Source organism: Klebsiella sp. KP20-425-1 (genome assembly GCF_025813515.1).
In the GTDB taxonomy this organism is placed as follows: Bacteria; Pseudomonadota; Gammaproteobacteria; order Enterobacterales; family Enterobacteriaceae; genus Klebsiella; species Klebsiella pneumoniae.
Genome location: NZ_CP109614.1, coordinates 812790 through 839550, shown reverse-complemented (window position 1 = coordinate 839550; position 26761 = coordinate 812790). Strand labels below are relative to the sequence as shown.

Annotated in this window: 28 protein-coding genes and 1 other RNA gene; 11 read left to right on the top strand and 18 right to left on the bottom strand. The window is 59.4% G+C overall.

What is annotated here, in order from left to right:
- The 4 genes from prfB to xerD all read right to left on the bottom strand — a co-directional run bounded on the left by prfB (position 1) and on the right by xerD (position 4556).
- Positions 1–1099, bottom strand: a protein-coding gene (prfB, locus tag OHJ17_RS04205) for a peptide chain release factor 2 (RefSeq protein ID WP_095858446.1) whose coding sequence is annotated in 2 segments (ribosomal slippage) — positions 1–1023 and positions 1025–1099 — 1098 coding nt in all. Because the reading frame shifts where the segments join, the coding sequence is not laid out codon by codon here.
- 85 nt (positions 1100–1184) lie between these two features.
- Positions 1185–2918, bottom strand: a complete 1734-nt coding sequence (gene recJ, locus OHJ17_RS04200) for a single-stranded-DNA-specific exonuclease RecJ (RefSeq protein ID WP_004185546.1) — start codon at positions 2916–2918, stop codon at positions 1185–1187.
- 5 nt (positions 2919–2923) lie between these two features.
- Positions 2924–3637 (bottom strand): bifunctional protein-disulfide isomerase/oxidoreductase DsbC, encoded by a 714-nt coding sequence (gene dsbC / locus OHJ17_RS04195; protein ID WP_002916301.1) that lies wholly within the window; start codon positions 3635–3637, stop codon positions 2924–2926.
- A 22-nt stretch (positions 3638–3659) separates the two neighbouring features.
- Positions 3660–4556, bottom strand: coding sequence for a site-specific tyrosine recombinase XerD (gene xerD / locus OHJ17_RS04190; RefSeq protein WP_004144729.1), 897 nt, complete (start codon positions 4554–4556; stop codon positions 3660–3662).
- A 100-nt stretch (positions 4557–4656) separates the two neighbouring features.
- Here xerD and fldB point away from each other — a divergent pair, with 100 nt between their 5' ends.
- Positions 4657–5178: a flavodoxin FldB gene (fldB, locus tag OHJ17_RS04185; protein WP_004144730.1), complete on the top strand. Its 522-nt coding sequence runs from the start codon at positions 4657–4659 to the stop codon at positions 5176–5178.
- Positions 5179–5184: 6 nt separating this feature from the next.
- On the opposite strand, the gene OHJ17_RS04180 is transcribed toward fldB, so the two are convergent.
- On the bottom strand, positions 5185–5595 hold the full coding sequence (locus tag OHJ17_RS04180) for a protein YgfX (RefSeq protein ID WP_002916310.1): 411 nt from the start codon (positions 5593–5595) through the stop codon (positions 5185–5187).
- Complete coding sequence (gene sdhE, locus OHJ17_RS04175; RefSeq protein ID WP_002916312.1) at positions 5576–5842, bottom strand: FAD assembly factor SdhE; 267 nt, start codon at positions 5840–5842, stop codon at positions 5576–5578. Before sdhE ends, OHJ17_RS04180 begins: the two co-directional genes overlap by 20 nt.
- Positions 5843–6087: 245 nt before the next feature.
- Here sdhE and ygfZ point away from each other — a divergent pair, with 245 nt between their 5' ends.
- Complete coding sequence (gene ygfZ / locus OHJ17_RS04170) at positions 6088–7071, top strand: tRNA-modifying protein YgfZ (protein ID WP_002916313.1); 984 nt, start codon at positions 6088–6090, stop codon at positions 7069–7071.
- Between the two features lie 150 nt (positions 7072–7221).
- On the opposite strand, the gene trhA is transcribed toward ygfZ, so the two are convergent.
- Together trhA and yqfB are read right to left on the bottom strand one after the other, a co-directional pair.
- Positions 7222–7881: a PAQR family membrane homeostasis protein TrhA gene (gene trhA, locus OHJ17_RS04165; protein ID WP_002916317.1), complete on the bottom strand. Its 660-nt coding sequence runs from the start codon at positions 7879–7881 to the stop codon at positions 7222–7224.
- A 163-nt stretch (positions 7882–8044) separates the two neighbouring features.
- Positions 8045–8356 carry a N(4)-acetylcytidine aminohydrolase gene (yqfB, locus tag OHJ17_RS04160; RefSeq protein WP_004144734.1) on the bottom strand — a complete coding sequence of 104 codons (312 nt, stop codon included), beginning with the start codon at positions 8354–8356 and terminating at the stop codon, positions 8045–8047.
- A gap of 49 nt (positions 8357–8405) precedes the next feature.
- On the opposite strand from yqfB, the gene OHJ17_RS04155 reads away from it, so the two are divergent.
- The 6 genes from OHJ17_RS04155 to OHJ17_RS04130 all read left to right on the top strand — a co-directional run bounded on the left by OHJ17_RS04155 (position 8406) and on the right by OHJ17_RS04130 (position 14332).
- Positions 8406–9134, top strand: coding sequence for a MurR/RpiR family transcriptional regulator (locus OHJ17_RS04155; protein WP_002916321.1), 729 nt, complete (start codon positions 8406–8408; stop codon positions 9132–9134).
- 118 nt (positions 9135–9252) lie between these two features.
- Entirely contained in the window at positions 9253–10686 is a 1434-nt protein-coding gene (bglA, locus tag OHJ17_RS04150; RefSeq protein WP_009485881.1) for a 6-phospho-beta-glucosidase BglA, read from the top strand.
- 124 nt (positions 10687–10810) lie between these two features.
- Positions 10811–11170: a hypothetical protein gene (locus OHJ17_RS04145; RefSeq protein WP_020802256.1), complete on the top strand. Its 360-nt coding sequence runs from the start codon at positions 10811–10813 to the stop codon at positions 11168–11170.
- 49 nt (positions 11171–11219) lie between these two features.
- A complete protein-coding gene (locus tag OHJ17_RS04140; RefSeq protein ID WP_032433515.1) occupies positions 11220–13226 on the top strand; it encodes a protein-disulfide reductase DsbD family protein in 2007 nt (668 codons plus the stop codon).
- Between the two features lies 1 nt (position 13227).
- A complete protein-coding gene (locus tag OHJ17_RS04135; protein ID WP_032433516.1) occupies positions 13228–13839 on the top strand; it encodes a DsbA family protein in 612 nt (203 codons plus the stop codon).
- A complete protein-coding gene (locus OHJ17_RS04130; RefSeq protein ID WP_032433517.1) occupies positions 13829–14332 on the top strand; it encodes a protein disulfide oxidoreductase in 504 nt (167 codons plus the stop codon). Before OHJ17_RS04135 ends, OHJ17_RS04130 begins: the two co-directional genes overlap by 11 nt.
- Positions 14333–14426: 94 nt before the next feature.
- On the opposite strand, the gene OHJ17_RS04125 is transcribed toward OHJ17_RS04130, so the two are convergent.
- The 10 genes from OHJ17_RS04125 to OHJ17_RS04080 all read right to left on the bottom strand — a co-directional run bounded on the left by OHJ17_RS04125 (position 14427) and on the right by OHJ17_RS04080 (position 25336).
- Positions 14427–14558: a hypothetical protein gene (locus OHJ17_RS04125; RefSeq protein WP_255069851.1), complete on the bottom strand. Its 132-nt coding sequence runs from the start codon at positions 14556–14558 to the stop codon at positions 14427–14429.
- Positions 14559–14855: 297 nt separating this feature from the next.
- The gene (locus OHJ17_RS04120; RefSeq protein ID WP_124103178.1) at positions 14856–15158 is read right to left on the bottom strand and encodes a hypothetical protein; all 303 of its coding nucleotides are present in this window, start codon (positions 15156–15158) and stop codon (positions 14856–14858) included.
- A gap of 54 nt (positions 15159–15212) precedes the next feature.
- Positions 15213–15956, bottom strand: coding sequence for an SDR family oxidoreductase (locus OHJ17_RS04115; protein ID WP_004174442.1), 744 nt, complete (start codon positions 15954–15956; stop codon positions 15213–15215).
- Positions 15957–16018: 62 nt separating this feature from the next.
- A complete protein-coding gene (gene gcvP, locus OHJ17_RS04110) occupies positions 16019–18892 on the bottom strand; it encodes an aminomethyl-transferring glycine dehydrogenase (RefSeq protein ID WP_023313619.1) in 2874 nt (957 codons plus the stop codon).
- A gap of 206 nt (positions 18893–19098) precedes the next feature.
- Complete coding sequence (gene gcvH, locus OHJ17_RS04105; protein ID WP_002916479.1) at positions 19099–19488, bottom strand: glycine cleavage system protein GcvH; 390 nt, start codon at positions 19486–19488, stop codon at positions 19099–19101.
- Between the two features lie 24 nt (positions 19489–19512).
- The gene (gene gcvT / locus OHJ17_RS04100) at positions 19513–20607 is read right to left on the bottom strand and encodes a glycine cleavage system aminomethyltransferase GcvT (protein WP_032433518.1); all 1095 of its coding nucleotides are present in this window, start codon (positions 20605–20607) and stop codon (positions 19513–19515) included.
- Positions 20608–21029: 422 nt separating this feature from the next.
- Positions 21030–22232 carry an FAD-dependent 2-octaprenylphenol hydroxylase gene (gene ubiI, locus OHJ17_RS04095; RefSeq protein WP_032433519.1) on the bottom strand — a complete coding sequence of 401 codons (1203 nt, stop codon included), beginning with the start codon at positions 22230–22232 and terminating at the stop codon, positions 21030–21032.
- 10 nt (positions 22233–22242) lie between these two features.
- The gene (ubiH, locus tag OHJ17_RS04090) at positions 22243–23421 is read right to left on the bottom strand and encodes a 2-octaprenyl-6-methoxyphenyl hydroxylase (RefSeq protein ID WP_002916482.1); all 1179 of its coding nucleotides are present in this window, start codon (positions 23419–23421) and stop codon (positions 22243–22245) included.
- Positions 23418–24734, bottom strand: a complete 1317-nt coding sequence (gene pepP / locus OHJ17_RS04085; RefSeq protein ID WP_032417592.1) for a Xaa-Pro aminopeptidase — start codon at positions 24732–24734, stop codon at positions 23418–23420. The genes ubiH and pepP overlap by 4 nt, the downstream gene beginning before the upstream one ends.
- A 23-nt stretch (positions 24735–24757) precedes the next feature.
- Positions 24758–25336, bottom strand: coding sequence for a YecA/YgfB family protein (locus OHJ17_RS04080; protein WP_002916486.1), 579 nt, complete (start codon positions 25334–25336; stop codon positions 24758–24760).
- Positions 25337–25502: 166 nt separating this feature from the next.
- Between OHJ17_RS04080 and zapA the strand changes: the two genes are divergently transcribed.
- The 3 genes from zapA (at position 25503) to OHJ17_RS04065 (ending at position 26752) form a co-directional block, all read left to right on the top strand.
- Positions 25503–25832, top strand: coding sequence for a cell division protein ZapA (gene zapA / locus OHJ17_RS04075; RefSeq protein ID WP_002916488.1), 330 nt, complete (start codon positions 25503–25505; stop codon positions 25830–25832).
- Positions 25833–25873: 41 nt separating this feature from the next.
- Positions 25874–26057, top strand: a non-coding RNA gene (gene ssrS / locus OHJ17_RS04070) — 6S RNA.
- A 98-nt stretch (positions 26058–26155) separates the two neighbouring features.
- Positions 26156–26752, top strand: coding sequence for a 5-formyltetrahydrofolate cyclo-ligase (locus OHJ17_RS04065; protein ID WP_004144746.1), 597 nt, complete (start codon positions 26156–26158; stop codon positions 26750–26752).
- Positions 26753–26761: the final 9 nt, after the last annotated feature.

Here is a 26761-nt window from a genome sequence, read left to right as displayed (position 1 = left end):
TCATAACCCTGCTTTCAAACTTGCTTCGATAAATTGGTCCAGGCTGCCGTCGAGCACCGCCTGAGTGTTGCGGGTTTCCACCCCGGTACGCAGATCTTTAATACGCGAGTCATCCAACACGTAAGAGCGGATCTGGCTGCCCCAGCCGATATCGGACTTGTTGTCTTCCATCGCCTGCTTCTCGGCATTTTTCTTCTGCATCTCCAGTTCATAAAGCTTTGCTTTCATCTGCTTCATGGCCTGGTCTTTGTTCTTGTGCTGCGAACGGTCGTTCTGGCACTGCGTCACCAATCCGGTCGGGATATGGGTAATACGCACCGCGGATTCCGTACGGTTAACGTGCTGACCACCGGCGCCGGAGGCGCGGTATACGTCAATGCGCAGGTCGGCCGGGTTAATTTCGATATCGATATCGTCTTCCACTTCCGGGTAAACGAACGCGGAGCTGAAGGAGGTATGACGGCGGCCGCCGGAATCGAACGGGCTCTTACGCACCAGACGATGAACGCCGGTTTCCGTACGCAGCCAGCCGTAGGCGTAATCGCCAATGATCTTAATGGTCACGGATTTAATCCCCGCGACTTCACCTTCGGATTCTTCGATGATTTCGGTCTTAAAGCCGCGCGCTTCCGCCCAGCGCAGGTACATGCGCATCAGCATGCTGGCCCAGTCCTGAGCTTCGGTGCCGCCGGAACCGGCCTGAATGTCAAGGTAGCAATCGGCGCTGTCATATTCGCCGGAGAACATGCGGCGGAACTCAAGCTGCGCCAGCTTCTCTTCCAGGGTATCCAGCTCGGCGACGGCTTCGTTAAAGGTCTCTTCGTCGTCCGCTTCCACGGCCAGATCCAGCAGGCCGGCAACGTCTTCCAGCCCCTGGGACATCTGATCCAGGGTATCTACGATGGCTTCCAGGGAAGAACGCTCTTTACCCAGCGCCTGGGCGCGTTCGGGTTCGTTCCACACGTCCGGCTGTTCCAGCTCGGCGTTTACTTCTTCGAGACGCTCTTTCTTGGCATCGTAGTCAAAGATACCCCCTAAGAACGTCGGAGCGCTCCGTGAGGTCCTGAATGCGGTTTTTTACCGGATTTATTTCAAACATGGTCGGTTTCTTTTAATGGATTTGTCAAAATGCGGTGATAAGAGCGGAATTCTACCGGATTCGCGCCCTTATTCCTACACTGTTGTCAATTTGGCCAGAGGTGATCGATGATCAGCTGCAGGCTACGGTTGCCGCGGAACTCGTTGATGTCGAGCTTGTAGGCTAACTGGACTTCACGCACGCCGTTATCCGGCCAGATGGAAGTATCAACGTTGAAGACGATACCGTCCAGCAGCGGCCCGCCGTCAACCGGTTCGACCATCACCTTCAGGTGACGCTCGCCCACCAGCCGCTGCTGCAGCAGGCGAAAACGACCGTCAAACAGCGGTTCCGGGAACATCTGCCCCCACGGCCCGGCGTCGCGCAGCATCTGCGCCACTTCCATGCTCATCTCCGCCGCCGCCAGCGGGCCATCGGAAACCACCTCGCCCTGCAACAGCGCAGGATCCAGCCATTCGGTCACCAGCTCGCCGAAGCGCTGTTGAAACTCTTCAAAACGCGCCTCCTCCAGCGATAAGCCCGCCGCCATCGCGTGGCCGCCGAACTTCAGGATTAGCCCGGGATAAAGCGTATCAAGGCGCTCCAGCGCATCGCGCATATGCAACCCCTGAATGGAACGACCGGAGCCTTTCAGCGTGCCGTCGCCGGTAGGCGCAAAAGCGATAACCGGGCGATGGAAGCGCTCCTTAATCCGCGAGGCGAGAATGCCGACTACCCCTTGATGCCATTGCGGATGGTACATCGCCAGCCCGCCGGGCAGGGTATCGGCGCTGCGCTCCAGCTGCTGACAGAGCGTTAGCGCTTCCGCCTGCATCCCCTGCTCAATCTCTTTGCGCGTCTGATTAAGCGCATCGAGCTCGTTGGCCAGCACCCGCGCTTCGCCGATGTTGTCGCACAGCAGCAGCGCGACGCCGACCGACATGTCGTCCAGCCGTCCCGCCGCGTTCAGGCGCGGCCCGAGGGCGAAACCGAGGTCGCTGGCCGCCAGCTTTTGCGGATCGCGGTTGGCAATTTCCAGCAGCGCCTTAATACCGGGCCGACATTTGCCGGCGCGAATGCGGCTTAACCCCTGCCAGGTGAGGATACGGTTGTTAGCATCCAGCGGCACGACGTCCGCGACGGTGCCAAGCGCCACCAGATCCAGCAGCTCGGCAAGGTTCGGCGCGGGGATGCCGCGAGCGTCGAACCAGCCTTTATCGCGCAGAAAAGTGCGCAGCGCCAGCATCAGATAAAACGCCACCCCCACCCCGGCCAGTGATTTTGACGGGAAGTCGCAATCGCGCAGGTTGGGATTAACGATAGCTTCCGCCGCCGGCAGCGTCTCGCCCGGCAGATGGTGATCGGTCACCAGCACCGGGATCCCCAGCGCATGGGCATGATCGACGCCGGCATGGGACGAGATCCCGTTGTCGACGGTCATGATCATCTGCGCGCCGCGAGCATGGGCCTGATCGACCACTTCCGGGCTTAAACCGTAGCCGTCTTCAAAGCGGTTCGGCACCAGATAGGAGACGTTGCCGTAACCCAGCGCGCGCAGGGCCAACACGCTGAGCGCGGTGCTGGTGGCGCCGTCGGCGTCAAAATCACCGACCACCACGATGTGCAACCCTTTCTGGAACGCGTCATGCAGCATCTCGACCGCTTTTTCAACGCCGGTGAGCTGCGTCCAGGGGAGCATGCCTTTGACGCTGCGCTCCAGCTCCTGCGCGCTGCGCACCCCGCGGCTGGCATATAGCCGCTGCAGCAGCGGCGGCAGGTCGGCGGGGAGTTCGACGCCGTCAACCGCCTCGCGGCGGCGTAGTTGTATCTGTTGTTTCACGCGAATCAGTTACCGCTTGTCTGTTTTTTGTGCTCATCAAGGAACGCCTTCAGCTCTTTCGGCCCCTGATAGCCCGGCAGCACCATGCCGTTACTGAGGACCATCGCCGGCGTACCGTTGACGCCCATCTGCACGCCGAGGGTGTAATGTTTGGCGATATCTACGCTGCAGCTCGCCGGCTGCACGCCTTTACCATTCATGGCGTCATCCAGCGCTTTGTTGCGATCTTTCGCGCACCAGATGGCCTTCATGTCCTGCTCCGCCTGGCTTTGCAGACCCTGTCGCGGGAAAGCCAGATAGCGCACGGTGATCCCCAGCGCGTTGTAGTCGCTCATCTGCTCGTGCAGTTTATGACAGTAGCCGCAGGTAATATCGGTGAAGACGGTGATGACGTGCTGCTCCTTCGGCGCTTTGTAGACAATCATCTCATTGCTCAGCGCGTTCAGCTTACCCAGCAGCAGCTGGTTGGTGACGTTGACCGGCTGAGCGCCGCTCACGTCGTACATCGGCCCCTGGATGATATGTTTGCCGTCGTCGGTCACGTACAGCACGCCGCTGTCGGTCAGCACCGTGCTCATCCCGGAAACCGGCGATGGTTGAATATCGGTGCTCTGCACACCCAGCTTCGCCAGCGACTGTTTAATTGCCGCGCTATCGGCGTGCGCCGCTCCTGAAAGGGAGGCCGCCAGCAGGGTGAACATCAATAAACCTTTTTTCATACTCAGTCCTTTTGTTCAGCACTCACGCCCGCGGGTGGTGCTGTTGATGAAGTTGTCGCAGACGCTCGGTCGCCACGTGGGTGTATATCTGCGTGGTGGAGAGATCGCTGTGTCCTAACAGCATCTGCACCACGCGCAGATCGGCGCCATGATTGAGCAAATGCGTGGCGAACGCATGGCGTAACACGTGCGGGGAAAGCTTTTCGCTGTCGATCCCCGCCAGTACGGCATAGTGTTTAATCCGATGCCAGAAGGTCTGGCGCGTCATCTGCTGGGCGCGCTGGCTGGGAAATAAGACATCCGACGCCACGCCGTTCAGCAGCCAGGGGCGACCATACTCGAGGTAATTTTCCACCCACAGTACCGCCTCTTCCCCCAGCGGCACCAGCCGCTCTTTGTTGCCTTTTCCCACCACCCGCAGCACGCCCTGCCGCAGGCTGATGTCGCTCATCGTCAGCCCCACCAGCTCCGAGACGCGCAGGCCGGTGGCATACAGCACCTCCAGCATCGCTTTATCGCGCAATTCCAGCGGCTGCTCCACCAGCGGCGCCTGCAGCAGGCGCTCAACCTGCGCCTCACTGAGATCTTTTGGCAGCCGCTGCGGTAGCTTCGGCGAGGCCAGCAGCGCGCTGGGATCGTCCGGGCGAATTTTTTCCCGGTACAGATGCTGGAAAAAACGGCGCACGGCGCTCAGCAGGCGCGCGGTGCTGGTGGCTTTGTAGCCGCCGGACTGCCGCTCAGCCAGCAGCGCCTGCAGATCGTCGCTGCCAACGCTTGCCAGCGACAGGCCGCGATGGTGCAACCACTCAACTAACATCGTCAAATCGCGACGGTAGGCGCTGAGCGTATTCTCCGCCAGGTTGCGCTCCAGCCAAAGGGCATCGAGAAACTGTTCGATTAGTGCCAGATCCTGTTTCACATCGGCCTCTTTGTTCGTTAAACGCTCTCATTATGCCTTAAGAGGACGCCTTTCTGGTACACTGCCCGCCATTCACGGCAAGAATCGAGATGTTTACGCGATGAATATAGGTCTGTTTTACGGCTCCAGTACCTGCTACACCGAAATGGCCGCGGAGAAAATCCGCGATATCATCGGCCCCGAGCTGGTGACGCTGCACAATCTGAAAGATGACTCCCCCGCGCTGATGAGCCAGTACGACGTACTGATCCTTGGCATCCCGACCTGGGATTTCGGCGAAATTCAGGAAGACTGGGAAGCGGTCTGGGATCAGCTGGACACCCTGAACCTCGAGGGAAAGATCGTCGCGTTGTACGGCATGGGCGATCAGCTGGGCTACGGCGAATGGTTCCTTGACGCGCTCGGCATGCTGCATGACAAGCTGGCGACCAAGGGCGTGAAGTTTGTCGGCTACTGGCCAACCGAAGGCTATGAGTTCACCAGCCCGAAACCGGTGATCGCCGATGGCCAACTGTTCGTTGGCCTGGCGCTGGATGAAACCAACCAGTACGACCTGAGCGACGAGCGCATCCAGAGCTGGTGCGAGCAGATCCTCGGCGAAATGGCCGAACACTTTTCCTGACGCGGCTTACTCCTGCGCCGGTTTTTGCAGCACCAGCCGGCGCAGATCGCGCCACTCTCCGGCGTCCATGCTGTCCGCCGCCAGCCAAAGATGCTGTCCGCGCCGGGTATCGACATGGCGCAAACGCAGCAGCATACCGCTATTGATAACCCACGGCGTCCCGAGGATCTCCCATTCGGCGTTTTGCCAGCGAAGACGGGAATCGGTGAGCAGTTTTATCTCCCCGCGACGGGCATGGATCCGCCGCTGGCTGCGCACGCAGTCGAAGACCACCAGCGACAGCAGCAGCAGCCAGATCGGGGTATAGCTCAGCGGCCAGGGAACCAACAGCACCAGGGCCGCCACCACGCCGTGAAGCAGCAGGGAAAACCACTGCGCGCGCCAGGAGATACGGAGATCAGATTGCCACAGGACCACGTTCCCGATTCCGTGTCTGAATTAAGGTTACCATCCGCTGCAGCTCCGCATCGGCCGGTTTGCCGTGGTTCATCAGCCAGTTGAACAGATCCGGATCGTCATTTTCCAGCAGGCGAATGAACAGCTGTTTGTCAGCGTCGCTGAGGGTATCGTACTCATACTCAAAGAACGGCATGATGGAGATGTCGAGTTCGCGCATCCCGCGGCGGCATGCCCAGTGGATACGTGCTTTATTGTTAATGTCCATGTTGACCTTCCAGCAGCAAAATATAGGTTAGTTTAACCCGTTTTCTGCCGTAACTTTACAGGAATATCGCTGAATGCGAGCATCCTTCCATAAAAACCTTAAAATAATGATGGGTTTATTGATTCCCTGCGTCAGGCGGCTGTCTCACGCCAGCGCACAAATGGCCTGTTGAAAGCACTTGCAATGCACTATAGCTCTTTTACCATTGGTCACACACACTGCGTTAAGCGATTCAGGATATGACTATGGCTTTTACACCTTTTCCTCCGCGTCAGCCTTCCTCTTCCGCTCGTCTGCCGTTAACGCTGATGACCCTGGATGACTGGGCGCTGGCGACAATTAGCGGGCCGGACAGCGAAAAATATCTGCAGGGGCAGATTACCGCCGATGTGAGTCATCTCACCGATGCCCAGCATCTGCTTGCCGCCCACTGTGATGCCAAAGGCAAGATGTGGAGCAACCTGCGCGTATTCCGTCGCGAGGGCGGCTTCGCGTGGATTGAGCGCCGCAGCCTGCGCGACGCGCAGCTGACCGAGCTGAAAAAATATGCCGTCTTCTCCAAAGTCACCATCGCCGCCAACGACGATCTGGTTCTGCTGGGGGTGGCCGGCTTCCAGGCGCGCGCCGCGCTGGCGCCGCTGTTCGCCGCCTTGCCCGACGCTGCCACCCCGGTGGTCAGCGAAGGCGCCACCAGCCTGCTGTGGTTTGAACACCCGGGCGAGCGCTTCCTGCTGGTGACCGATGTCGACACCGCCAACCGCGTCACCGACGCGTTGCGCGGCGAAGCGCAGTTTAACAACAGCCAACAGTGGCTGGCGCTGAATATTGAAGCCGGCCTGCCGGTTATCGACAGCGCTAACAGCGGGCAGTTCATTCCGCAGGCCACCAACCTGCAGGCGCTGGGCGGCATCAGCTTCAAAAAAGGCTGCTACACCGGCCAGGAAATGGTCGCGAGGGCGAAATTCCGCGGCGCCAATAAGCGCGCGCTGTGGACGCTGTCAGGGACCGCCAGCCGGGTGCCGGAAGCCGGGGAAGACCTGGAGCTGAAGATGGGCGACAACTGGCGCCGCACCGGTACGGTGCTGGCAGCCGTACAGCTGGATGACGGAAGCCTGATGGTCCAGGTAGTGATGAATAACGACATGGAACCGGACAGCGTGTTCCGTGTACGCGACGATGCCGGCAGCCTGAGCATCAAACCATTGCCGTATTCGCTGGAAGAAAATTAAGGAAAAGTTCCCGGCTTGCGGCGCTTGCGCCTTAGCCGGGCTACCCGGCCGCAGAATATCGTAGCCACGGTAAGCGTAGCGCCACCGTGGAATTTCCAGGCCGCAGAATATCGTAGCCACGGTAAGCGCAGCGCCACCGTGGCATGTTTATCAGGACTGGCCGATGTAAAGATAAATCGCCAGGAAGTGACACACGCTGCCGCCGAGCACGAAGCCGTGCCAGATAGCGTGGTTATAAGGAATACGTTTGCAGACGTAGAAGATGACCCCCAGCGAGTACACCACCCCGCCAACCGCAAGCAGCGTTACCCCGCCCACCGCCAGCTTCACTGCCAGCTGATAGACCACGATAAGCGACAGCCACCCCATGGTCAGATAGGTCACCAGCGACAAAATTTTAAAGCGGTGCGCGATGGTCAGCTTAAACAGGATCCCCAGCAGCGCCAGGCTCCAGATGACGATCATCAGCCCCTTCGCCAGCGGTGAATTCAACCCCACCAGCAAAAACGGCGTGTAGGTCCCGGCAATCAACAGGTAGATAGCGCAGTGGTCGAACTTTTTCAGCCACTGTTTCGCCCGCTGATGCGGGATCGCGTGATAGAGCGTGGAAGCGAGGAACAGCATAATCATGCTGCCGCCGTACAGGCTGTAGCTGGCGATCGCCGTCGCGCTGGCGTTTGTATCCGCCGCCTGCACCAGCAGCAACACAAGGCCGACGATACCAAACACCAGCCCAATCCCGTGGCTGATGCTGTTGGCAACTTCCTCTGCCAGAGAATATCCCTGAGTGATTAATGGTTTGCGAACCATACTGGACTCCGTGAAAACAAGAACGCTTTCATTGCCCACTTAGGGTAACTGAGAATGATTCCAGTGAACACCTGTTAGCTAAAATAAAACGATGTATATTTGTAAATACATTAAAATCAAAAAGTTACATTTTTATTTCAACTCACAGCTGTTCCTGCTTATCTTAAAGCGTTTTGAATTCAATGACATAAAACTGGCTCTCGCCAGGATAGATGTCGCTGATGACCTGCCGCAGCTGCCCGAGAGTCATATTCTCCTGTTGCGCATGCTGTTCGGTCAGCGTATCGAGCGTCACCGTCGAGGTCGCGGTCACGGCGATGGTGCAAAAATAGCCGTCATCTTCATAGCGCCCAACGCGCAGCACATCGCCGGGCTTAAAGTGCGACTCCGCTGCATCGCGAATGGTGATGGTTTTGCGCCCGGCGAGGATGTCGTCCTGAAAACGCTGAAAAAAGGTAATGTCATTGGCCTGCATGATATAATTCCGTCCTGGTCATTATGAATTGTGAGTTCGCCCTGTGAGTATGTTCTCCCACGCCGCTGTCGCCAGTCTCAATAATCTTGAGATGATGGTCTACCACTACGTCATTAAAAATCGTGACAAAGTGATGTACATGACCATCCGCGAACTGGCCGAGGCCGCCGGGGTCTCCACGACCACCGTGTTACGCTTCTGCCGCAAACTGCAGTGCGAGGGCTACTCTGAATTTCGCGTGCGCTTTAAATTATATCTCGAGCAGAATGAGCCTCAACAGGCAAATATCGGCGCCAGCGAAATAATGAGCTTTTTTAAAAGCGTCAATAATGACGAGTTCGATGAATTACTCGAGCAGGCCGTCGATATTATTCTCGCCTCCGAACGTATTATTTTTGTCGGCGCCGGCACCTCCGGCGCGCTGGCGAAATATGGCGCACGCTTCTTCTCCAACGTCGGTAAATTCAGCAACCATATTGACGACCCCTATTTTCCGGTAACCAACGATATGGCCCGCAACGCGCTGGCGATCGTGCTTTCCGTCTCTGGCGAGACGGAAGAGATCCTGCGCTTTGCCAGCCAGTTCAGCCTGCATCATTGCAAGGTGATGTCGATTACCAGCCATGAGCATTCGCGGCTGGCCAAACTGGCTGATTTCAATCTCTCCTGGCACGTGCCGCAGACGCGCATTGGCGGGGTCTACGATATTACAACGCAAATTCCAGTGATCTATATTCTCGAATCCCTCGGACGTAAATTAGCGCGCAAAATCAGCTAAAAATAACAGCCTGTTTTTTTGATGTAACATATTACCTTTGGCGGAATTTGTTATATCGTGACATTCACTTTCACTTTGCTAGACTCGAGAACAATAGTTATTAGAGAGATTAGCCAGGATGAAAAAATTAACCCTTCCGAAAGATTTTTTATGGGGCGGCGCGGTCGCCGCGCATCAGGTTGAAGGCGGCTGGGATCAGGGCGGCAAAGGCCCCAGCATCTGCGATGTGTTGACCGGCGGGGCGCACGGCGTGCCGCGCGAAATCACCCACCAGGTCGAAGCGGGAAAATACTACCCGAACCACGAAGCCGTCGACTTCTACGGTCGCTACAAAGAAGACATCAAACTGTTCGCCGAGATGGGCTTCAAATGCTTCCGCACCTCTATCGCCTGGACCCGCATCTTCCCGCAGGGTGACGAAACCCAGCCGAATGAAGAGGGACTGAAGTTCTACGACGACATGTTCGACGAGCTGCTGAAATACAACATCGAGCCGGTGATCACCCTCTCCCACTTCGAGATGCCCCTGCACCTGGTGCAGCAGTACGGCGGCTGGACCAACCGCAAAGTGGTCGATTTCTTTGTACGCTTCGCCGAAGTGGTCTTCGAGCGCTATAAGCACAAAGTGAAATACTGGATGACCTTTAACGAGATCAACAACCAGCGCAACTGGCGCGCGCCGCTGTTCGGCTACTGCTGCTCCGGGGTGGTCTATACCGAGCATGACAATCCGGAAGAGACCATGTACCAGGTGCTGCACCACCAGTTCGTGGCCAGCGCGCTGGCGGTGAAAGCGGCGCGGCGCATCAACCCGGACATGCAGGTCGGCTGCATGCTGGCGATGGTCGCCCTCTACCCTTACTCCTGCAAACCGGAAGATGTCATGTTCGCCCAGGAGTCGATGCGCGAGCGCTACGTCTTTACCGACGTCCAGCTGCGCGGTTACTACCCGAGCTATGTGTTGAATGAATGGGAACGCCGCGGCTTCAACATCAGGATGGAAGACGGCGACGCGCAGATCCTGCGCGAAGGTACCTGCGCCTATCTCGGCTTCAGCTACTACATGACCAACGCGGTGAAAGCCGAGGGCGGCACTGGCGACGCCATTTCCGGTTTCGAAGGCAGCGTGCCGAACCCGCACGTCAAAGCTTCAGACTGGGGCTGGCAGATTGACCCGGTCGGCCTGCGCTATTCTCTGTGTGAACTGTATGAGCGTTATCAGAAGCCGCTGTTTATCGTGGAAAACGGCTTTGGCGCCTACGACAAAGTAGAAGCCGACGGCAGCATCAACGATGACTACCGCATCGACTACCTGCGCGCCCACATCGAAGAGATGATCAAAGCGGTCACTTATGACGGCGTCGATCTGATGGGCTATACCCCATGGGGCTGCATCGACTGCGTCTCCTTCACCACCGGGCAGTACAGCAAACGCTACGGCTTCATCTACGTCAACAAACACGACGATGGCACCGGCGACATGTCCCGCTCGCGCAAGAAGAGCTTTAACTGGTACAAAGAGGTCATCGCCAGCAACGGTGAGAACCTGTAACTAACCGCCCTCTCCCGGCCGGGGGAGGGCTAATTGCTTATCCGCCAGACACTTCTTTACAGCTTTACCATTGCCAAAACCCGTTCGCCCGTTAAGATAAGCCTCGTGAATATTTGAGGCAATCATGATTAAGCGACAACGCAAAGCCATTCTTTTTGTCCTCCTGGCCTGTCTGGTGGTGCTAACCTGCACCGCTCAACGGATGGCCGGGATGCACGCGCTGGTCATGAACCTCACCGCCGACAGCCAGTCGCTACAGCAAAACCAGGATCAGGCCGAGGCGCCGGTCACGCCGTGCGAGCTCAGCGCCAAGTCGCTGATGGCCGTTCCGCCGATGCTGTTTGAAGGGGCGTTGTTGGCTATCACCCTGCTGCTGGCGGTGCTGGCGGCGATCCCGCCGCGTATCGAACGCCAGTGGCCTCCCCGCGTTATCTCCTCACCCCGATTGCGGGTGCATCTGCGATTATGCGTCTTCCGTGAGTGATTGATTCTCCTGACAGTTCAGGTTAATTCATCACTTACGGAGCAAACTTATGTATATGGTATTCAGGCGACTACTGGTCTGCCTGCTTTGGCTATGGCTGCCCGTCAGCCAGGCCGCCGACAGCGGCTGGCTGCGCGCCGCCGACAATCAACACGCCAGCGTGCGCCTGCGGGCGCAAACCGAGAGCAATGGCGACACTCGCCTGCTTTTAGACGTAGCGGTGGAAAAGGGCTGGAAAACCTACTGGCGCTCGCCAGGGGAAGGCGGCATCGCGCCGGCTATCGCCTGGCACACGCCGCTGGAGGTGAACTGGCGCTGGCCGACGCCGCAGCGCTTCGACGTCGCGGGCATTTCCACTCAGGGCTATCACGGCGACGTCAGCTTCCCGATGACGCTGCGCGGGAAGATACCGCCGACGCTTAGCGGCGTCCTGACGCTCTCTACCTGCAGCAATGTCTGCATTCTCACTGACTACCCCTTTTCGCTGGATATGACGACTCCGGCGGGGGAGCGATTTAATTATGATTTTACCCGCGCGATGGGCACACTGCCGCTGCGCGATGGTCTGACTTCGCAACTGACCGCCAGCTACGTCAGCGGCAAACTGACGGTGACCGCCCGCCGCGATGCCGGCTGGCAGCAGCCAGCGCTGTTTATCGACAGCATGGAGGATGTCGATTTCGGCAAGCCGAGCTTTACCACCCGCGGCGATACGCTGACCGCCACCGTACCGGTCACCGATAGCTGGGGCGAAGCGGCGCCGGACCTGAGCGGCAAAACGCTGTCGCTGGTGCTGGCGGATAGCGGTCAGGCGCAGGAAAGCCAAATCGCCGTCGCCGCCGGCAGCGCCGCGCCGGGGCTGGCGTTAGGCTGGGTGCTGCTGATGGCGCTGGCCGGCGGGCTTATTCTCAACGTCATGCCCTGCGTGCTGCCGGTGCTGGCGATGAAGCTCGGCTCGCTGGTGCAAACCGAAGGTCGCGAACGCGGCGCGGTGCGGCGGCAGTTCCTCGCCTCGGTATTTGGGATCGTCGTCTCGTTCCTGGCGCTGGCGCTGATGACCGCGCTACGCCTGGGGAATCAGGCGCTCGGCTGGGGCATCCAGTTCCAGAACCCGTGGTTTATCGGCGCGATGGCGCTGGTGATGGTGCTGTTCAGCGCCAGTTTATTGGGGCTGTTCGAAATCCGCCTATCCTCCAGCGCCAGCACCTTCCTCGCCACCCGCGGCGGCAACGGCTTAATGGGCCATTTCTGGCAGGGCGCCTTCGCCACCCTGCTGGCGACGCCCTGCACCGCGCCGTTCCTCGGCACCGCCGTGTCGGTGGCGCTGGTGGCGCCCCTGCCGCTGCTGTGGGGCATTTTCTTCGCCATGGGGATCGGCATGAGCCTGCCGTGGCTGCTGATCGTTGCCTGGCCGGGTCTGGCGCAACGACTGCCACGCCCGGGCCGCTGGATGAATCATCTGCGGGTGGTGCTGGGGCTAATGATGCTTGGTTCAGCGCTATGGCTGGTCAGCCTGCTGACGATCCACATCGGCCGTACGCCGGTGCTTACCCTGCTGGTGATTCTGGCCATCGCCCTGCTAGTGGCCACCGCCTGGCGCTACCGCTGGCGGACGGCGCTGCGCGCGGGCGCCCTGGCCATCGTGGTAGCGGGCGCCGTCGCCTTTGTCGCCCAACAGGACGGCCAGGGCCCGCGCCGCGACCGGGTTAACTGGCAGCCGCTCAGCGAGCAGGCTATCGCCAGCGCCCTGGCGGAGCATAAGCGGGTATTTATTGATGTCACCGCCGACTGGTGCGTGACCTGTAAAGCCAATAAATACAACGTGCTGCTGCGCGACGACGTCCAGCAGGCGCTGTTAGCGCCAGACGTAGTCGCCCTGCGCGGCGACTGGAGCCGCCCCTCCGCTGTCATTAGCCAGTTTTTAACCGCTCGCGGCAGCGCCGCGGTGCCGTTTAACCAGATTTACGGACCGGAATTGCCGCAGGGACAGATTCTGCCTGCGCTGTTAGACCGCGAACACCTTCTCGCCACCCTGTCCGCCGCTAAAGGAAAATAACATGAGAGCTATCAGCGCCTTATTACTGCTGTGCGTATCGGCCTTCAGCTTCGCCGCCCCGGCGGAAGAACCACAATCGAACGGTAATGACCAGTTAGTCCAGCTGCTGTTTAACGATCCGAATAGCCCGCGCACCGGCGCGAAAGAGCCAAAACTCACAATCGTCTCGTTTACCGATTACAACTGCCCTTACTGCAAACAGTTTGATCCGATGCTGGAAAAAATCGTCCACGATAATCCGGACATCCAGCTCATCGTTAAGCTGCTGCCGTTTAAAGGGCAGAGTTCAGTGAATGCCGCTAAAGCCGCGCTCTCCACCTGGCGTCAGCAGCCCGATAAGTTCTGGGCGCTGCATCAGCGGCTGATGGCGAAAAAAGGCTATCACGATGACGCCAGCATCGCCGCCGCGCAGAAGAAAACCGCCACCGATAGCGTGAATATTGATGACAAGACCATGGATTCGCTAAAAATGAACCTGATTTTGTCGCAGGTGCTGAATATTCAGGGCACCCCGGCGACCATCATCGGCGATCAGATGGTGGCCGGCGCAATCCCTGCTGATGAGCTGGAGGGGCTGGTGAAAGAACAGCTGGCGAAAGCCCGTGGCCAGTAAAATCAGGCGCTGGCTGCGCGAGCTGGCGGTGTGGCTGCTGATTGGCGCGGCGGTGAGCCTGGCGGTGGATTATTTTCGCCAGCCCGCGCTACCGCAAAACTTCAGCGCCACATCGCTGCAGACACTCGACGGCAGGACGCTGGATCTGAACGCTATGAGCCAGCAAAAGCCGCTGCTGCTGTACGTCTGGGCGACCTGGTGCGGAGTTTGTCGCTATACCACGCCGTCGGTGGCATCTCTTGCCGCCGACGGCGGCAATGTGCTGACGGTAGCCCTGCGTTCCGGCGATAGCGCCACGCTTGAGAAGTGGTTGACCAGGAAGAAAATGGCGCTGCCGACGGTGAATGATCCGAGCGGCCAGCTGGCGCGGCAGTGGGACGTGCAGGTGACGCCAACGCTGGTGTTCATTTCTCAAGGCGAGGTGAAGTCGGTCACCACCGGCTGGACCAGCAGTTGGGGAATGCGCCTGAGGCTGTGGCTGGCCTCCTGGTAGACCGTCGGGTTCCCGGCTCGCATCGTTGGGTAGCCCGGATAAGGCGTAACCGCCATCCGGGAAGGTTACCCGGCTCGCGCTGCGCTCAGCCGGGCTACGGGTACGCATCGTTGAGTAACCCGGATAAGGCGTAGCCGCTATCCGGGAAGGTTACCCGGCTCGCGCTGCGCTCAGCCGGGCTACGGGTACGCATCGTTGGGTAGCCCGGATAAGGCGTAGCCGCCATCCGGCAAGGTTTCCCAGGCAAGCGCAGCGCTCAGCCGGGCTACGGGTACGCATCGTTGGGTAGCCCGGATAAGGCGTAGCCGCCATCCGGCAAGGTTTCCCAGGCAAGCGCTGCGCTCAGCCGGGCTACAGGTACGCATCGTTGGGTAACCCGGATAAGGCGTAGCTGCTATCCGGGAAGGTTTCCCCGGCTCGCGCTGCGCTCAGCCGGGCTACGGGTACGCATCGTTGGGTAGCCCGGATAAGGCGTAGCCGCTATCCGGGAAGGTTTCCCCGGCAAGCGCTGCGCTCAGCCGGGCTACGGGTACGCATCGTTGGCTAGCCCGGATAAGGCGTAGCCGCCATCCGGGAAAGTTTCCCAGGCAAGCGCAGCGCTCAGCCGGGCTACGGGTACGCATCGTTGGGTAGCCCGGATAAGGCGTAGCCGCCATCCGGGAAGGTTTCCCCGGCAAGCGCTGCGCTCAGCCGGGCTACGGGTACGCATCGTTGGGTAGCCCGGATAAGGCGTAGCCGCCATCCGGGAAGGTTTCCCCGGCTCGCGCTGCGCCGCCGGGCTACGGGTACGCATCGTTGGGTAACCCGGATAAGGCGTAGCCGCCATCCGGGAAGGTTTCCCCGACAAGCGAAGCGCCGCCGGGCAATAGACATCTACGGGTTATTTACCGCCCGCCAGTTCGAGGAAACTGCCCGTCACATACGACGCTTTGTCGCTCAGCAGCCAGGCAATGGCCTGAGCGACCTCTTCCGGCTGGCCGCCGCGCTGCATCGGTAGCGAACCTTTCACTCGATCCACGCGTCCCGGTTCACCGCCGGAGGCGTGCATCTCGGTATAAATCAGCCCCGGACGCACGCCGTTGACCCGGATCCCCTGCGCCGCCACCTCCAGCGCCAGCCCGGTAGTCAGGGTATCTACCGCCCCTTTCGACGCGGCATAGTCAACGTACTCCCCCGGCGCGCCAAGGCGCGACGCCGCCGACGACACGTTAACTATCGCCCCGCCCTTGCCGCCATGTCGATGTGACATGCGCTTTACCGCCTCGCGACAGCAGAGGAAATAACCGGTGACGTTGGTGGCCAGCACGCGGTTAATACGCTCGGCGCTCAGGCTCTCCACCGTACACTGGGTAAACAGGATCCCGGCGTTGTTGACCAGCGCCGTCAGCGGCTCGCCCATGCGGTCGATCGCCTCAAACATCGCCATCACCTGCGCTTCATCGCTGATGTCCGCCCGCAGCGCCGTGGCTTTGCCGCCAGACGCCACAATGGTATTCACCACCTCGGTGGCGGCGTTAATGTTGTGATGGTAATTGACCGCCACGGTATATCCTTCCTGCGCCAGCAGCAGCGCCGTCGCCCGGCCTATGCCGCGGCTCGCGCCGCTAATAAGAGCTATTCCCATACCTTCCCTCCAAAAAAATAAAGGCGCCGCAGCGCCTTTAAAAGTTTAGCTAAAACGCAAACTTACTGGTATTCGCTCATCGGTACGCAGGAGCAGAACAGGTTGCGGTCGCCGTAGACATCATCCAGACGTTTCACCGTCGGCCAGTACTTGTTGTGCAACCCTGCCGGGAATACCGCCAGCTCGCGGCTGTACGGATGGTTCCACTCGCCCACCAGCTCGCCCTGGGTGTGCGGCGCGTTCACCAGAGGGTTATCCTCCAACGGCCATTCGCCGGCTTTGACGCGGTCGATTTCCGCGCGGATCGCCAGCATCGCGTCGATAAAGCGGTCCAGCTCGACCTTGCTTTCCGATTCCGTCGGCTCAACCATCAGCGTCCCCGCTACCGGGAAAGACATGGTCGGGGCATGGAAGCCAAAGTCGATCAGGCGCTTGGCGATATCCAGCTCGCTAATGCCGGTCTCTTCTTTCAGCGGACGAATATCGAGAATACATTCGTGCGCTACGCGACCATCGCGACCGGTGTAGAGCACCGGGTAGGCGTCTTTCAGCCGGGTAGCGATGTAGTTGGCGTTAAGGATCGCGTTCTGGCTCGCCTGCTTCAGCCCTTCCGCGCCCATCATGCGGATATACATCCAGCTGATCGGCAGAATGGAAGCGCTGCCGAACGGCGCGGCGGAAACCGCGCCCTGGCGGGTCAGCATACCTTCAATCTGTACCACGCTGTGGCCCGGCACGAACGGCGCCAGGTGCGCTTTTACGCCGATTGGGCCCATGCCCGGGCCGCCGCCGCCGTGCGGAATGCAGAACGTTTTATGCAGGTTGAGGTGCGAAACGTCGGCGCCGATAAAGCCCGGAGAGGTGATCCCGACCTGGGCGTTCATGTTGGCGCCGTCGAGATAAACCTGGCCGCCAAACTGGTGCACGATCTCGCACACTTCGCGAATGGTCTCTTCATACACGCCGTGGGTCGACGGATAGGTGACCATGATGCAGGAGAGATTGGCCCCCGCCTGCTCTGCTTTTTCACGCAGATCGGCGAGATCGATGTTGCCGTTTTTATCACAGGCAACGACCACTACCTGCATACCCGCCATCTGCGCGGAAGCCGGGTTGGTGCCGTGCGCGGAGCTAGGGATCAGGCAGATATCGCGATGGCCTTCGTTGCGGCTCTCGTGATAATGGCGAATCGCCAGCAGGCCAGCATATTCACCCTGCGCGCCGGAGTTCGGCTGCATGCAGACGGCGTCATAGCCGGTCAGTTTCACCAGCCAGTCGGAAAGCTGGGCGATCATCTGCTGATACCCTTCCGCCTGCTCGACCGGGCAGAACGGGTGCAGCTCGGCGAATTCCGGCCAGGTGATCGGGATCATCTCCGCCGCGGCGTTCAGTTTCATGGTGCAGGAGCCCAGCGGGATCATCGCCTGGTTCAGCGCCAGATCTTTACGCTCCAGGGCGTGCATGTAGCGCATCATCTCGGTTTCGCTATGGTAGCGGTTAAACACCGGATGGGTGAGGATCGCATCGTCGCGCAGCATCGCCGCCGGGATCGAACGGCTATCCAGCGCCACGTCTTTATCCAGGGTATCGATATCCAGACCGTGATCGTCGCCGACGATAGCGCGGAACAGGTTCAGCACATCTTCGCGGGTGGTCGCTTCATCGAGCGTAATGCCCACCGCGCCGTGAATATCGCTGCGCAGGTTAATCTGCAGGGCTTCGGCACGCGCCAGCACCGCGGCTTTATCTGCCACTTCGACGCACAGGGTGTCGAAGTAGTGGGCATGGCGCAGCTTCAGCCCTTTCTTCTGCAGGCCGTCGGCCAGAATGTCGGTCAGACGATGAATGCGACCAGCGATACGTTTCAGACCCGCCGGGCCGTGGAATACCGCGTACAGGCTGGCGATGTTGGCCAGCAGCACCTGCGAGGTACAAATGTTGGAGTTCGCTTTCTCACGGCGGATGTGCTGCTCGCGAGTCTGCATCGCCATGCGCAGCGCGGTATTCCCCGCCGCATCTTTCGATACGCCGATAATCCGGCCCGGCATGGAGCGTTTGAATTCATCTTTCGCCGCGAAGAAGGCTGCGTGCGGGCCGCCGTAGCCCATTGGCACGCCGAAGCGTTGGGCGGAACCGAAAACGATATCCGCGCCCTGCTTGCCCGGCGCCGTCAGCAGCACCAGCGCCATAAAGTCGGCAGCGACGCTGACAATCACTTTGCGCGCTTTCAGCTCGGCGATCAGTTTGCTGTAATCGTGGATTTCGCCGGTGGTGCCCACCTGCTGCAGCAGCACGCCGAAGACATCCTGATGATCGAGCACTTTGTCGGCGTCATCAACGATCACCTCGAAGCCGAAGGTTTCCGCGCGGGTGCGCACCACGTCCAGGGTTTGCGGATGGACATCGGCGGCAACGAAGAAGCGGTTGGCGCTCTTCAGTTTACTGACGCGTTTGGCCATCGCCATCGCTTCGGCGGCGGCGGTGGCTTCATCAAGCAGCGAAGCGGAAGCGATATCCAACCCGGTCAGATCCAGAGTGACCTGCTGGAAGTTGAGCAGCGACTCCAGACGGCCCTGGGATACTTCCGGCTGGTAAGGGGTATAGGCGGTATACCAGCCCGGGTTTTCCAGCATGTTGCGCTGAATGACCGGCGGCAGCTGCACGGCGGTATAGCCCATGCCGATGTAAGACTTGAAGCGCTTGTTGCGACTGGCAATCGCCTTCAGCTCCGCCAGCGCGGCGAATTCGGTAGTCGCGTCGCCCACCTGCGGTGGGGTCGCCAGCTGGATATCCTGCGGCACAATCTGGCCGATCAGGGCGTTAAGCGAATCCGCGCCGACGGTCTTCAGCATCTCTTGCTGCTGCTGAGCGTCCGGGCCAATGTGACGTTCAATAAAGGCGTCGCGGTTTTCAAGCTGACTTAAAGTCTGAGTCATGAGCGATGGTTCCTGAAACGTGCGGTGAATCGTGGTTGTCTGACTGGTTTGCCCGGCAAGCGCTGATGCTTACCGGGCCAGAATACGCAAAATCATTCGCGTTGCAGGAAGGCGGCGACACAGCGACTCCCCGGGAGCTTACAAAAGTAAGTGACCGGGGGGAGCCAGGAAGCCAACGCCCCTGCAGCGTGAAGGATGAAGCGTATTTATTCGTCTTCCAGTAAAGCTTCATACGCGGCGGCATCCAGCAGCGCGGCAACCTGCGCTTCGTCGCTGGCTTTGATCTTGAAGATCCAGCCGTCGGTATACGGGTCGCTGTTGACCAGTTCCGGAGAGTCGTTCAGCTCTTCGTTGACGGCAACGATTTCACCGCTAATCGGCGCGTAGATATCGGAGGCCGCCTTCACGGATTCGGCAACCGCGCAATCGGCGCCCGCTTCAACGGTGGCGCCCACTTCCGGCAGGTCAACGAAAACCATATCGCCAAGCAGCTCCTGCGCGTGCTCGGTGATCCCTACGGTATAGGTACCGTCCGCTTCTTTACGCAGCCACTCGTGTTCTTTGCTGTATTTCAGTTCTGCTGGTACGTTGCTCATCAATTCATCTCCAAAAAAGGGAAATCACACAATGGCTTTGCCATTGCGTACAAAACCAGGTTTAGTCACTTTTACCGGCATTTCACGGTTACGGATTTGCACCACCGCGGTGTCGCCAATCCCGGCCGGCACGCGAGCCAGCGCGATGCTGTAGCCCAGCGTCGGCGAGAAGGTGCCGCTGGTGATAATGCCTTCTTTTTGATTACCGTCGCGATCGGTAAAACGGACCGGCAGACCACCGCGCAGGACGCCTTTCTCGGTCATCACCAGGCCAACCAGCTGCTCGGTGCCTTTTTCACGCTGCATCTCCAGCGCTTCGCGGCCGATGAAGTTACGATCGGCGGGCTCCCAGGCGATAGTCCAGCCCATGTTCGCCGCCAGCGGGGAAACGCCTTCGTCCATCTCCTGGCCGTACAAGTTCATCCCAGCCTCCAGGCGCAGGGTGTCGCGCGCGCCAAGACCGCACGGCTTAACGCCAGCGTCCAGCAGACCGCGCCAGAAATCAGCCGCCTGCTCGTTCGGCATCGCAATTTCATAACCCGCTTCGCCGGTATAGCCGGTGGTGGCGATAAACAGGTCGCCGGCCTGCACGCCGAAGAACGGCTTCATGCCTTCCACGGCCTGACGCTGAGCGTCGGTAAACAGCGTCGCCGCCTTCGCTTTCGCCTGGGGGCCCTGCACCGCGATCAGCGACAGATCGTCGCGAACGGTAATTTCAAGGCCGTAAGGTTCAGCTTGTTCGGAGATCCAGGCGAGGTCTTTTTCGCGGGTGGCGGAGTTAACAACGAGGCGGAAATAATCTTCAGAAAGGAAATAGACAATCAGGTCGTCGATGACGCCGGCGGAGGCGGTCAGCATGCCGGTGTAGAGCGCTTTGCCTGGGGTGGTGAGCTTCGCCACATCGTTGGCCAGCAAATAGCGCAAGAACTCGCGGATCCGGCTGCCGTGGAAATCGACGATGGTCATATGCGACACATCGAACATCCCTGCATCGCCGCGCACCGCATGGTGCTCATCAATCTGGGACCCGTAATGCAGCGGCATCATCCAGCCATGGAAATCCACCATGCGCGCGCCGCACAGCGTGTGTTGTTCATACAACGGAGTCTGTTGAGCCATCTTTTCCTCATCGAATAAAACGGAACCAGCCACGAAATTGTCGGCGATTTTGCGCCACGAAATTCGGCGTCGGCATCGCTGACGGACGCCGACGCAAACGTTCTCTTTGGCCTGAACTTACCACCGAACCCGGCGCTAAACCATAAGCTCATTCAGGGCATCACATTAGCTTATGGCTAAAATCCGCCGAAAAGCCTACAGAGTTATTGACTGGAAAAAAGCGATTTACGCCACATAAAATTAACATTAACGGCGCGACAATTAGGTAATGATGGTGTTTTATGCGATTTTACGGCTCTAATTTCTTTAACAAAAAAAAGGACGCATTAATAAATCTAATGCGAAAAAAGAGGTGAAATTAGAATATTTCAAATGAGGGGGAAAACCCGGCGCCCAGGCCGGGTGAAAGAAGTGTGACGCGGTTAACGTAACCAGGCAGGCAGATCGTTGAGGCCCATCGCCTGGCGAATCAGCTGCGGTTTCACGCCCGGCAGCGTATCGGCCAGTTTGAGTCCCACATCGCGAAGAAATTTCTTCGCCGGATGGCTCCCGGAGAACATTTCGCGGAAGCCCTGCATGCCCGCCAGCATCAGCGCCGCGCTGTGCTTGCGGCTGCGCTCGTAGCGGCGCAGATAAAGATGCTGGCCGATATCTTTGCCCTGAGCGTGCAGGCGCTTCAGCTCGTCAATAAGCTCGGCGGCATCCATAAAACCGAGGTTGACCCCCTGCCCGGCCAGCGGATGGATGGTATGCGCGGCATCGCCGACCAGCGCCAGTCGATGGGCGGCAAACTGACGGGCATAGCGGCCGGTCAGCGGGAAAACTTCACGTTCACTTGCCAGCTGGCAGAGGCCAAGGCGATTATCGAACGCGATATTCAGCGCCTGGTTGAAGGTGGTTTCATCAGCCTGCTGCATCCGCTGCGCTTCCCCCGGCGACAGCGACCAGACGATCGAGCACAGGTGCGGATCGCTGAGCGGCAGGAAGGCGAGGATCCCGTCGCCATGGAACGCCTGGCGGGCCACCGCCTGATGCGGCTCAGCGGTACGGATGGTCGCCACCAACGCATGATGATGGTAATCCCAGAAGGTCAGCGGAATATCGGCTTTATTGCGCAGCCATGAATTGGCACCATCGGCGCCGATCACCAGCCGCGCGGTCAGCATGCTGCCGTCCTGCAGGCTGAGAAAGGCTTCATTCTCGCCCCACGCCACCTGCTGAAGTTCCGCCGGAGCCAGCAGGGTAACGTCAGCGCAACGCTGCGCCTTCTGCCACAATGCATGATGCACTACGGCATTTTCGATAATATAGCCAAGGTGGCTAAAGCCCATGCTCTGGTCATCGAAGCTAATGTGGCCAAAGCTGTCTTTATCCCACACTTCCATACCGTGATAGCAGCTGGCCCGCTGGGCGACGATCTCGCGCCAGACGTCCAGCTTCGTCAGCAGCTTTTCGCTGGCGGCATTAATTGCCGAAACGCGCAGCGCCGGCGGCGCATCGGCGGCCAGCGGTCGCGGCTCTGCTTTCTCCAGCACTGCGACGCGCAGGCCGCTACCCTGTAGACCGCAGGCTACCACCAGCCCCACCATTCCACCGCCAACAATGGCAACATCAACACTTTGCACGTTCTACTCCTTAACGGGGAACCCAACCGAGGGTACGCTGCGCCAGCGCATCGCGCGCCGGGGTAAATAATTCCATCGCCATCAGACCGACGTTGCGCCCCGCCACCAGCGGCGCCCAACGGTTGGCAAACAGATGCACCAGCCCATCGGTCACGCCGATGGTGGCGGCTTTATCCCCTGCCCTGCGCGCCTGATAGCGGCACAGCAGCGGATAATGACCGACATCTTCGCCGCTGAGATGGGCGTCAGCGAGTAATTCCGCCAGGCTCATCACATCGCGCAGGCCGAGATTAAAGCCCTGCCCGGCGATCGGGTGCAGCGTCTGCGCCGCGTTGCCGACCAGCGCCAGGCGGTGCGACACCGCGCGGCTGGCGGTGGTGAGGGCCAGCGGATAGACGCTGCGCTTCCCGGCGTGGGTAATACGCCCCAGCCGCCAGCCGAACGCCTGCTGCAGCTCCTGACAAAAGCGTTCGTCAGACCAGCTCTGCACCTCATCGCGGCGCGACTGCGGATGACACCACACCAGCGAGCAGCGCCCTTGCGACATCGGCAGCATCGCCAGCGGGCCATGCTCGGTAAAGCGCTCGAAGGCGCGACCTTCGTGGGGCAACGCGGTGCTGACGTTAGCAATGATCGCTATCTGCTCATACGGCTGCTGCTGCCAGCTGATGCCGCAGCGGGCGCCCAGTGCCGAACGGGAACCGTCCGCCGCCACCAGCAGCTTACCGTTAATGATTTCGCCGCCCTCAAGCGTAAGGCTGACGCTCTCCTGGCTGCGACTGACCGCTTCCACTTTCGCCGGACAGTGCAGCGTGACGCCCGGCGCCTCGCGCAGCAGACCAAACAGCCGCTGGCCGACATCGTGGAGTTCAACCACCTGGCCCAGCGCCGACAGGCCATAATCCGCCGCCGCCAGATTCACAAACCCGGCATGACCGCGGTCGCTGACGTGTACTCGCTGGATGGGCGTCGCGCGTTCGGCGAGGCGTTGCCAGATACCGATACGCGCCAGCTGCTGGCAGGTGCCCGCAGCCAGGGCGATCGCCCGGTCGTCAAAGCCAGGGTGGCGTGACGAATGCGGATCCTGCGCTTCAATGAGGTGGACCGGCAGCGCGCCGCCGGTCAAACGGGAGATGGCCAGCGCGAGCGTCGCCCCGGTCATCCCGCCCCCGACGATCAGCACGCTCATGACTGGCGCGCCGCCGCCATCAGCGCCTCGATCTCATCCGCCTTCTTCACCACGCCGGCGGTGAGATTTTCGTTACCGTCTTCGGTAATCACGATGTCATCTTCAATACGGATGCCGATGCCGCGATACTGCGCCGGCACGTCGGCATCGGTGGCGATATACAGTCCCGGCTCGACGGTCAGCACCATTCCCGGCTCCAGGATGCGCGAACGGTCGGTGTCGTAATTACCGACATCGTGCACATCCAGACCCAGCCAGTGGCTCAGGCCATGCATAAAGTACGGGCGGTGGGCGTTGTTGGCGATAAGCTCGTCAATCTCGCCTTTCAGGATCCCCAGCCGCACCAGGCCGGTAATCATAATGCGCACCACTTCCTGGTTGACCTGACAGATCGAGGTGCCCGGCCGATAGAATTTCAGCGCGGTCTCCAGCGATTCGAGCACAATGTCGTAGATCTCGCGCTGCGGCTGGGTAAATTTACCGTTTACCGGGAAGGTGCGGGTAATGTCCCCGGCATAGCCGCGATACTCGCAGCCGGCGTCAATCAGGACTAAATCGCCGTCGCGCAGTTCAGATTCGTTTTCGGTGTAGTGCAGAATACAGCCGTTTTCGCCGCCGCCAACGATGGTGTTATAGGAGGGGAAACGTGCCCCGTGGCGGTTGAATTCATGGAGAATTTCACCTTCCAGCTGATATTCGAACATGCCAGGGCGGCATTTTTCCATCGCCCGGGTATGGGCCAGCGCGGTGATCTCCCCGGCGCGGCGCATCACGGCAAGCTCTTCCGCGGATTTAAACAGGCGCATCTCATGCACAATGGGCCGCCAGTCGATAACCGAGTTCGGCGCCTGCAGATTCTGGCGCGAGCCTTTGCGCAGTTTTTCGAGGGCGTTGAACACAATCTCATCGGCATAGGCATATTCACCCTGGGCGAAGTAGATCGCGTCCAGACCGTTGAGCAGCTGATACAGCTGCTGGTTGATTTCGCTGAACGCCAGCGCCCGGTCGACGCCAAGCTTCGCCGGCGCGGCCTCCTGGCCCAGACGGCGTCCAAACCAGATCTCAGCGGTCAGATCGCGAACCCGGTTGAACAGCACGCTATGGTTGTGGGTTTCATCGCTTTTAATCAACACCAGCAGCGCTTCCGGTTCGTTAAAGCCGGTGAAGTACCAGAAATCGCTGTTCTGCCGGTAGGGATATTCCGAATCTGCACTGCGCACCGCTTCCGGTGCGGCGAAAATCAGCGCCGCGCTGCCTGGCTGCATCTGCGCCAACAGCGTCTGGCGACGCGATAGAAATTCCTGCTGAGTCATGACGCCCCCTGAACGAATTTTAGTTAGTGTAATGTCGGTTTGCGGACTTCCGGTGCGGTTGGCTGCTGACGGGCAAAGGTGTCGTGGCACAGCAGTGCGGCAACGCGGACATACTCGATAATCTCCTCCAGAGACATCTCCAGCTCTTCCTGATCTTCGTCTTCATCGTAGCCCAGCTGGGCAATATTACGCAGATCGTCAATCGCTTCCCCGGTTTCATCCTTCACTTTATCCAGCTTCGGCTGGCTAACGCCAAGACCAAGCAGGAAGTGGTTGACCCAACCGGCGAGGGCGTCGGCACGGTCAAAGACGCTCACCGCATCGCCTTCCGGCAGATACAGTTGAAAGAGGAAACCGTCGTCATCCAGTGAATCGCTGATGGCGGAATGCATGTTACGCAGCGCCTGAGCCAGTTCATGGCCAAAGGCGAGACCTTCGTTGGTCAGGTCGTGCACCAGCGGCTGCCAGCTGCTGTCCGTGTTGCCGCCGCACAGCAATCCGCTGATCAAACCGTGCATTTCGGCCGGGGTGAGACCTACCCCTTGTTGGTTCAGTAACTGGTCTACATCGTTGTAACCAGGCATTTCGTTCTGTATAGACATGCGCATTCGTCATCGTTGGGAGGAATATTCATGGTATGCTACCACTTTGGACCCTGGTGAACCAGAATAGGGCTTGTATCTTCGCACCAGGGTAGCTATAGTGTCGCCCCTTCGCAGACCCGGGCCAGGGTGTGAAGGCAGCGCAGTCAATCAGCAGGAAGGTGGCATGTCTGCACAACCCGTAGATCTCCAAATTTTCGGCCGTTCACTGCGAGTGAATTGCCCGCCTGAACAAAGGGATGCCCTGAATCAGGCAGCTGAAGACCTTAATCAGCGGTTGCAAGATTTAAAAGAACGCACTAGAGTCACAAATACTGAGCAGCTGGTCTTCATCGCGGCGTTGAACATCAGCTATGAGTTGACTCAGGAAAAAGCGAAGACCCGCGACTACGCTTCCAGCATGGAGCAGCGCATTCGCATGCTTCAGCAGACCATCGAACAAGCATTGCTTGAGCAAGGTCGCATAAGCGAAAAGCCAGGGTCGAAGTTTGAATAACACTTTGCAGTTAACTGTGTTAGAGTAATCGCAAGAACAAAATTTCTCTGAGATGTTTGCAAGCGGGCCAGTCCCCTGAGCCGATATTTCATACCACAAGAATGTGGCGCTCCACGGTTGGTGAGCATGCTCGGTTCGTCCGAGAAGCCTTAAAACCGTGACGACATATTCACCTTGAACCAAGGGTTCAAGGGTTACAGCCTGCGGCGGCATCTCGGAGATTCCCTTCTTTACTTCGCATCATCCCCCATACGTGTTTTCGGCTGAAGCCGCCCTGTATTACACTTGCTCCTATTGTTTCGCCAGCTCGTAACGAGACCTGCATGACTATACAGCCCGATACCCTGCTCTCCCGTCAGCATATTCGCCAGCAGATCCGCGATCGTCGACGCGCACTCAGCCCGGAGCAACAGCGCCTGTTTGCCCAACAGGCCGCCGAGCGGATGATGGCCTGGCCGCCGATAGTTCTCGCTCACAACGTGGCGCTGTTTCTCTCCTTTGACGGCGAGCTGGACACCCAGCCGCTGATCGACCAGCTCTGGCGCGCCGGCAAGCGGGTATATCTCCCGGTGCTGCATCCCTTTAGCCCCGGCAATCTGCTGTTTTTACACTACCATCCGCAGAGCCAACTGATCGTGAATCGCCTGAAGATCCGCGAACCGAAGCTCGATGTGCGGGATGTGCTGCCGCTGGCTGAACTCGATGTGCTGGTGACCCCGCTGGTGGCCTTCGATGTCAGTGGCCAACGGCTGGGAATGGGCGGCGGTTTTTACGACCGGACGCTGCAAAACTGGCAGCAGTATCGCCTGCAGCCGGTGGGCTACGCGCACGACTGCCAGCAGGTGGATAGCCTGCCGAGCGAAGAGTGGGATATCCCGCTGCCGGCGGTCATCACCCCGGGAAAAACCTGGTGTTGGTAGGTACGCGGG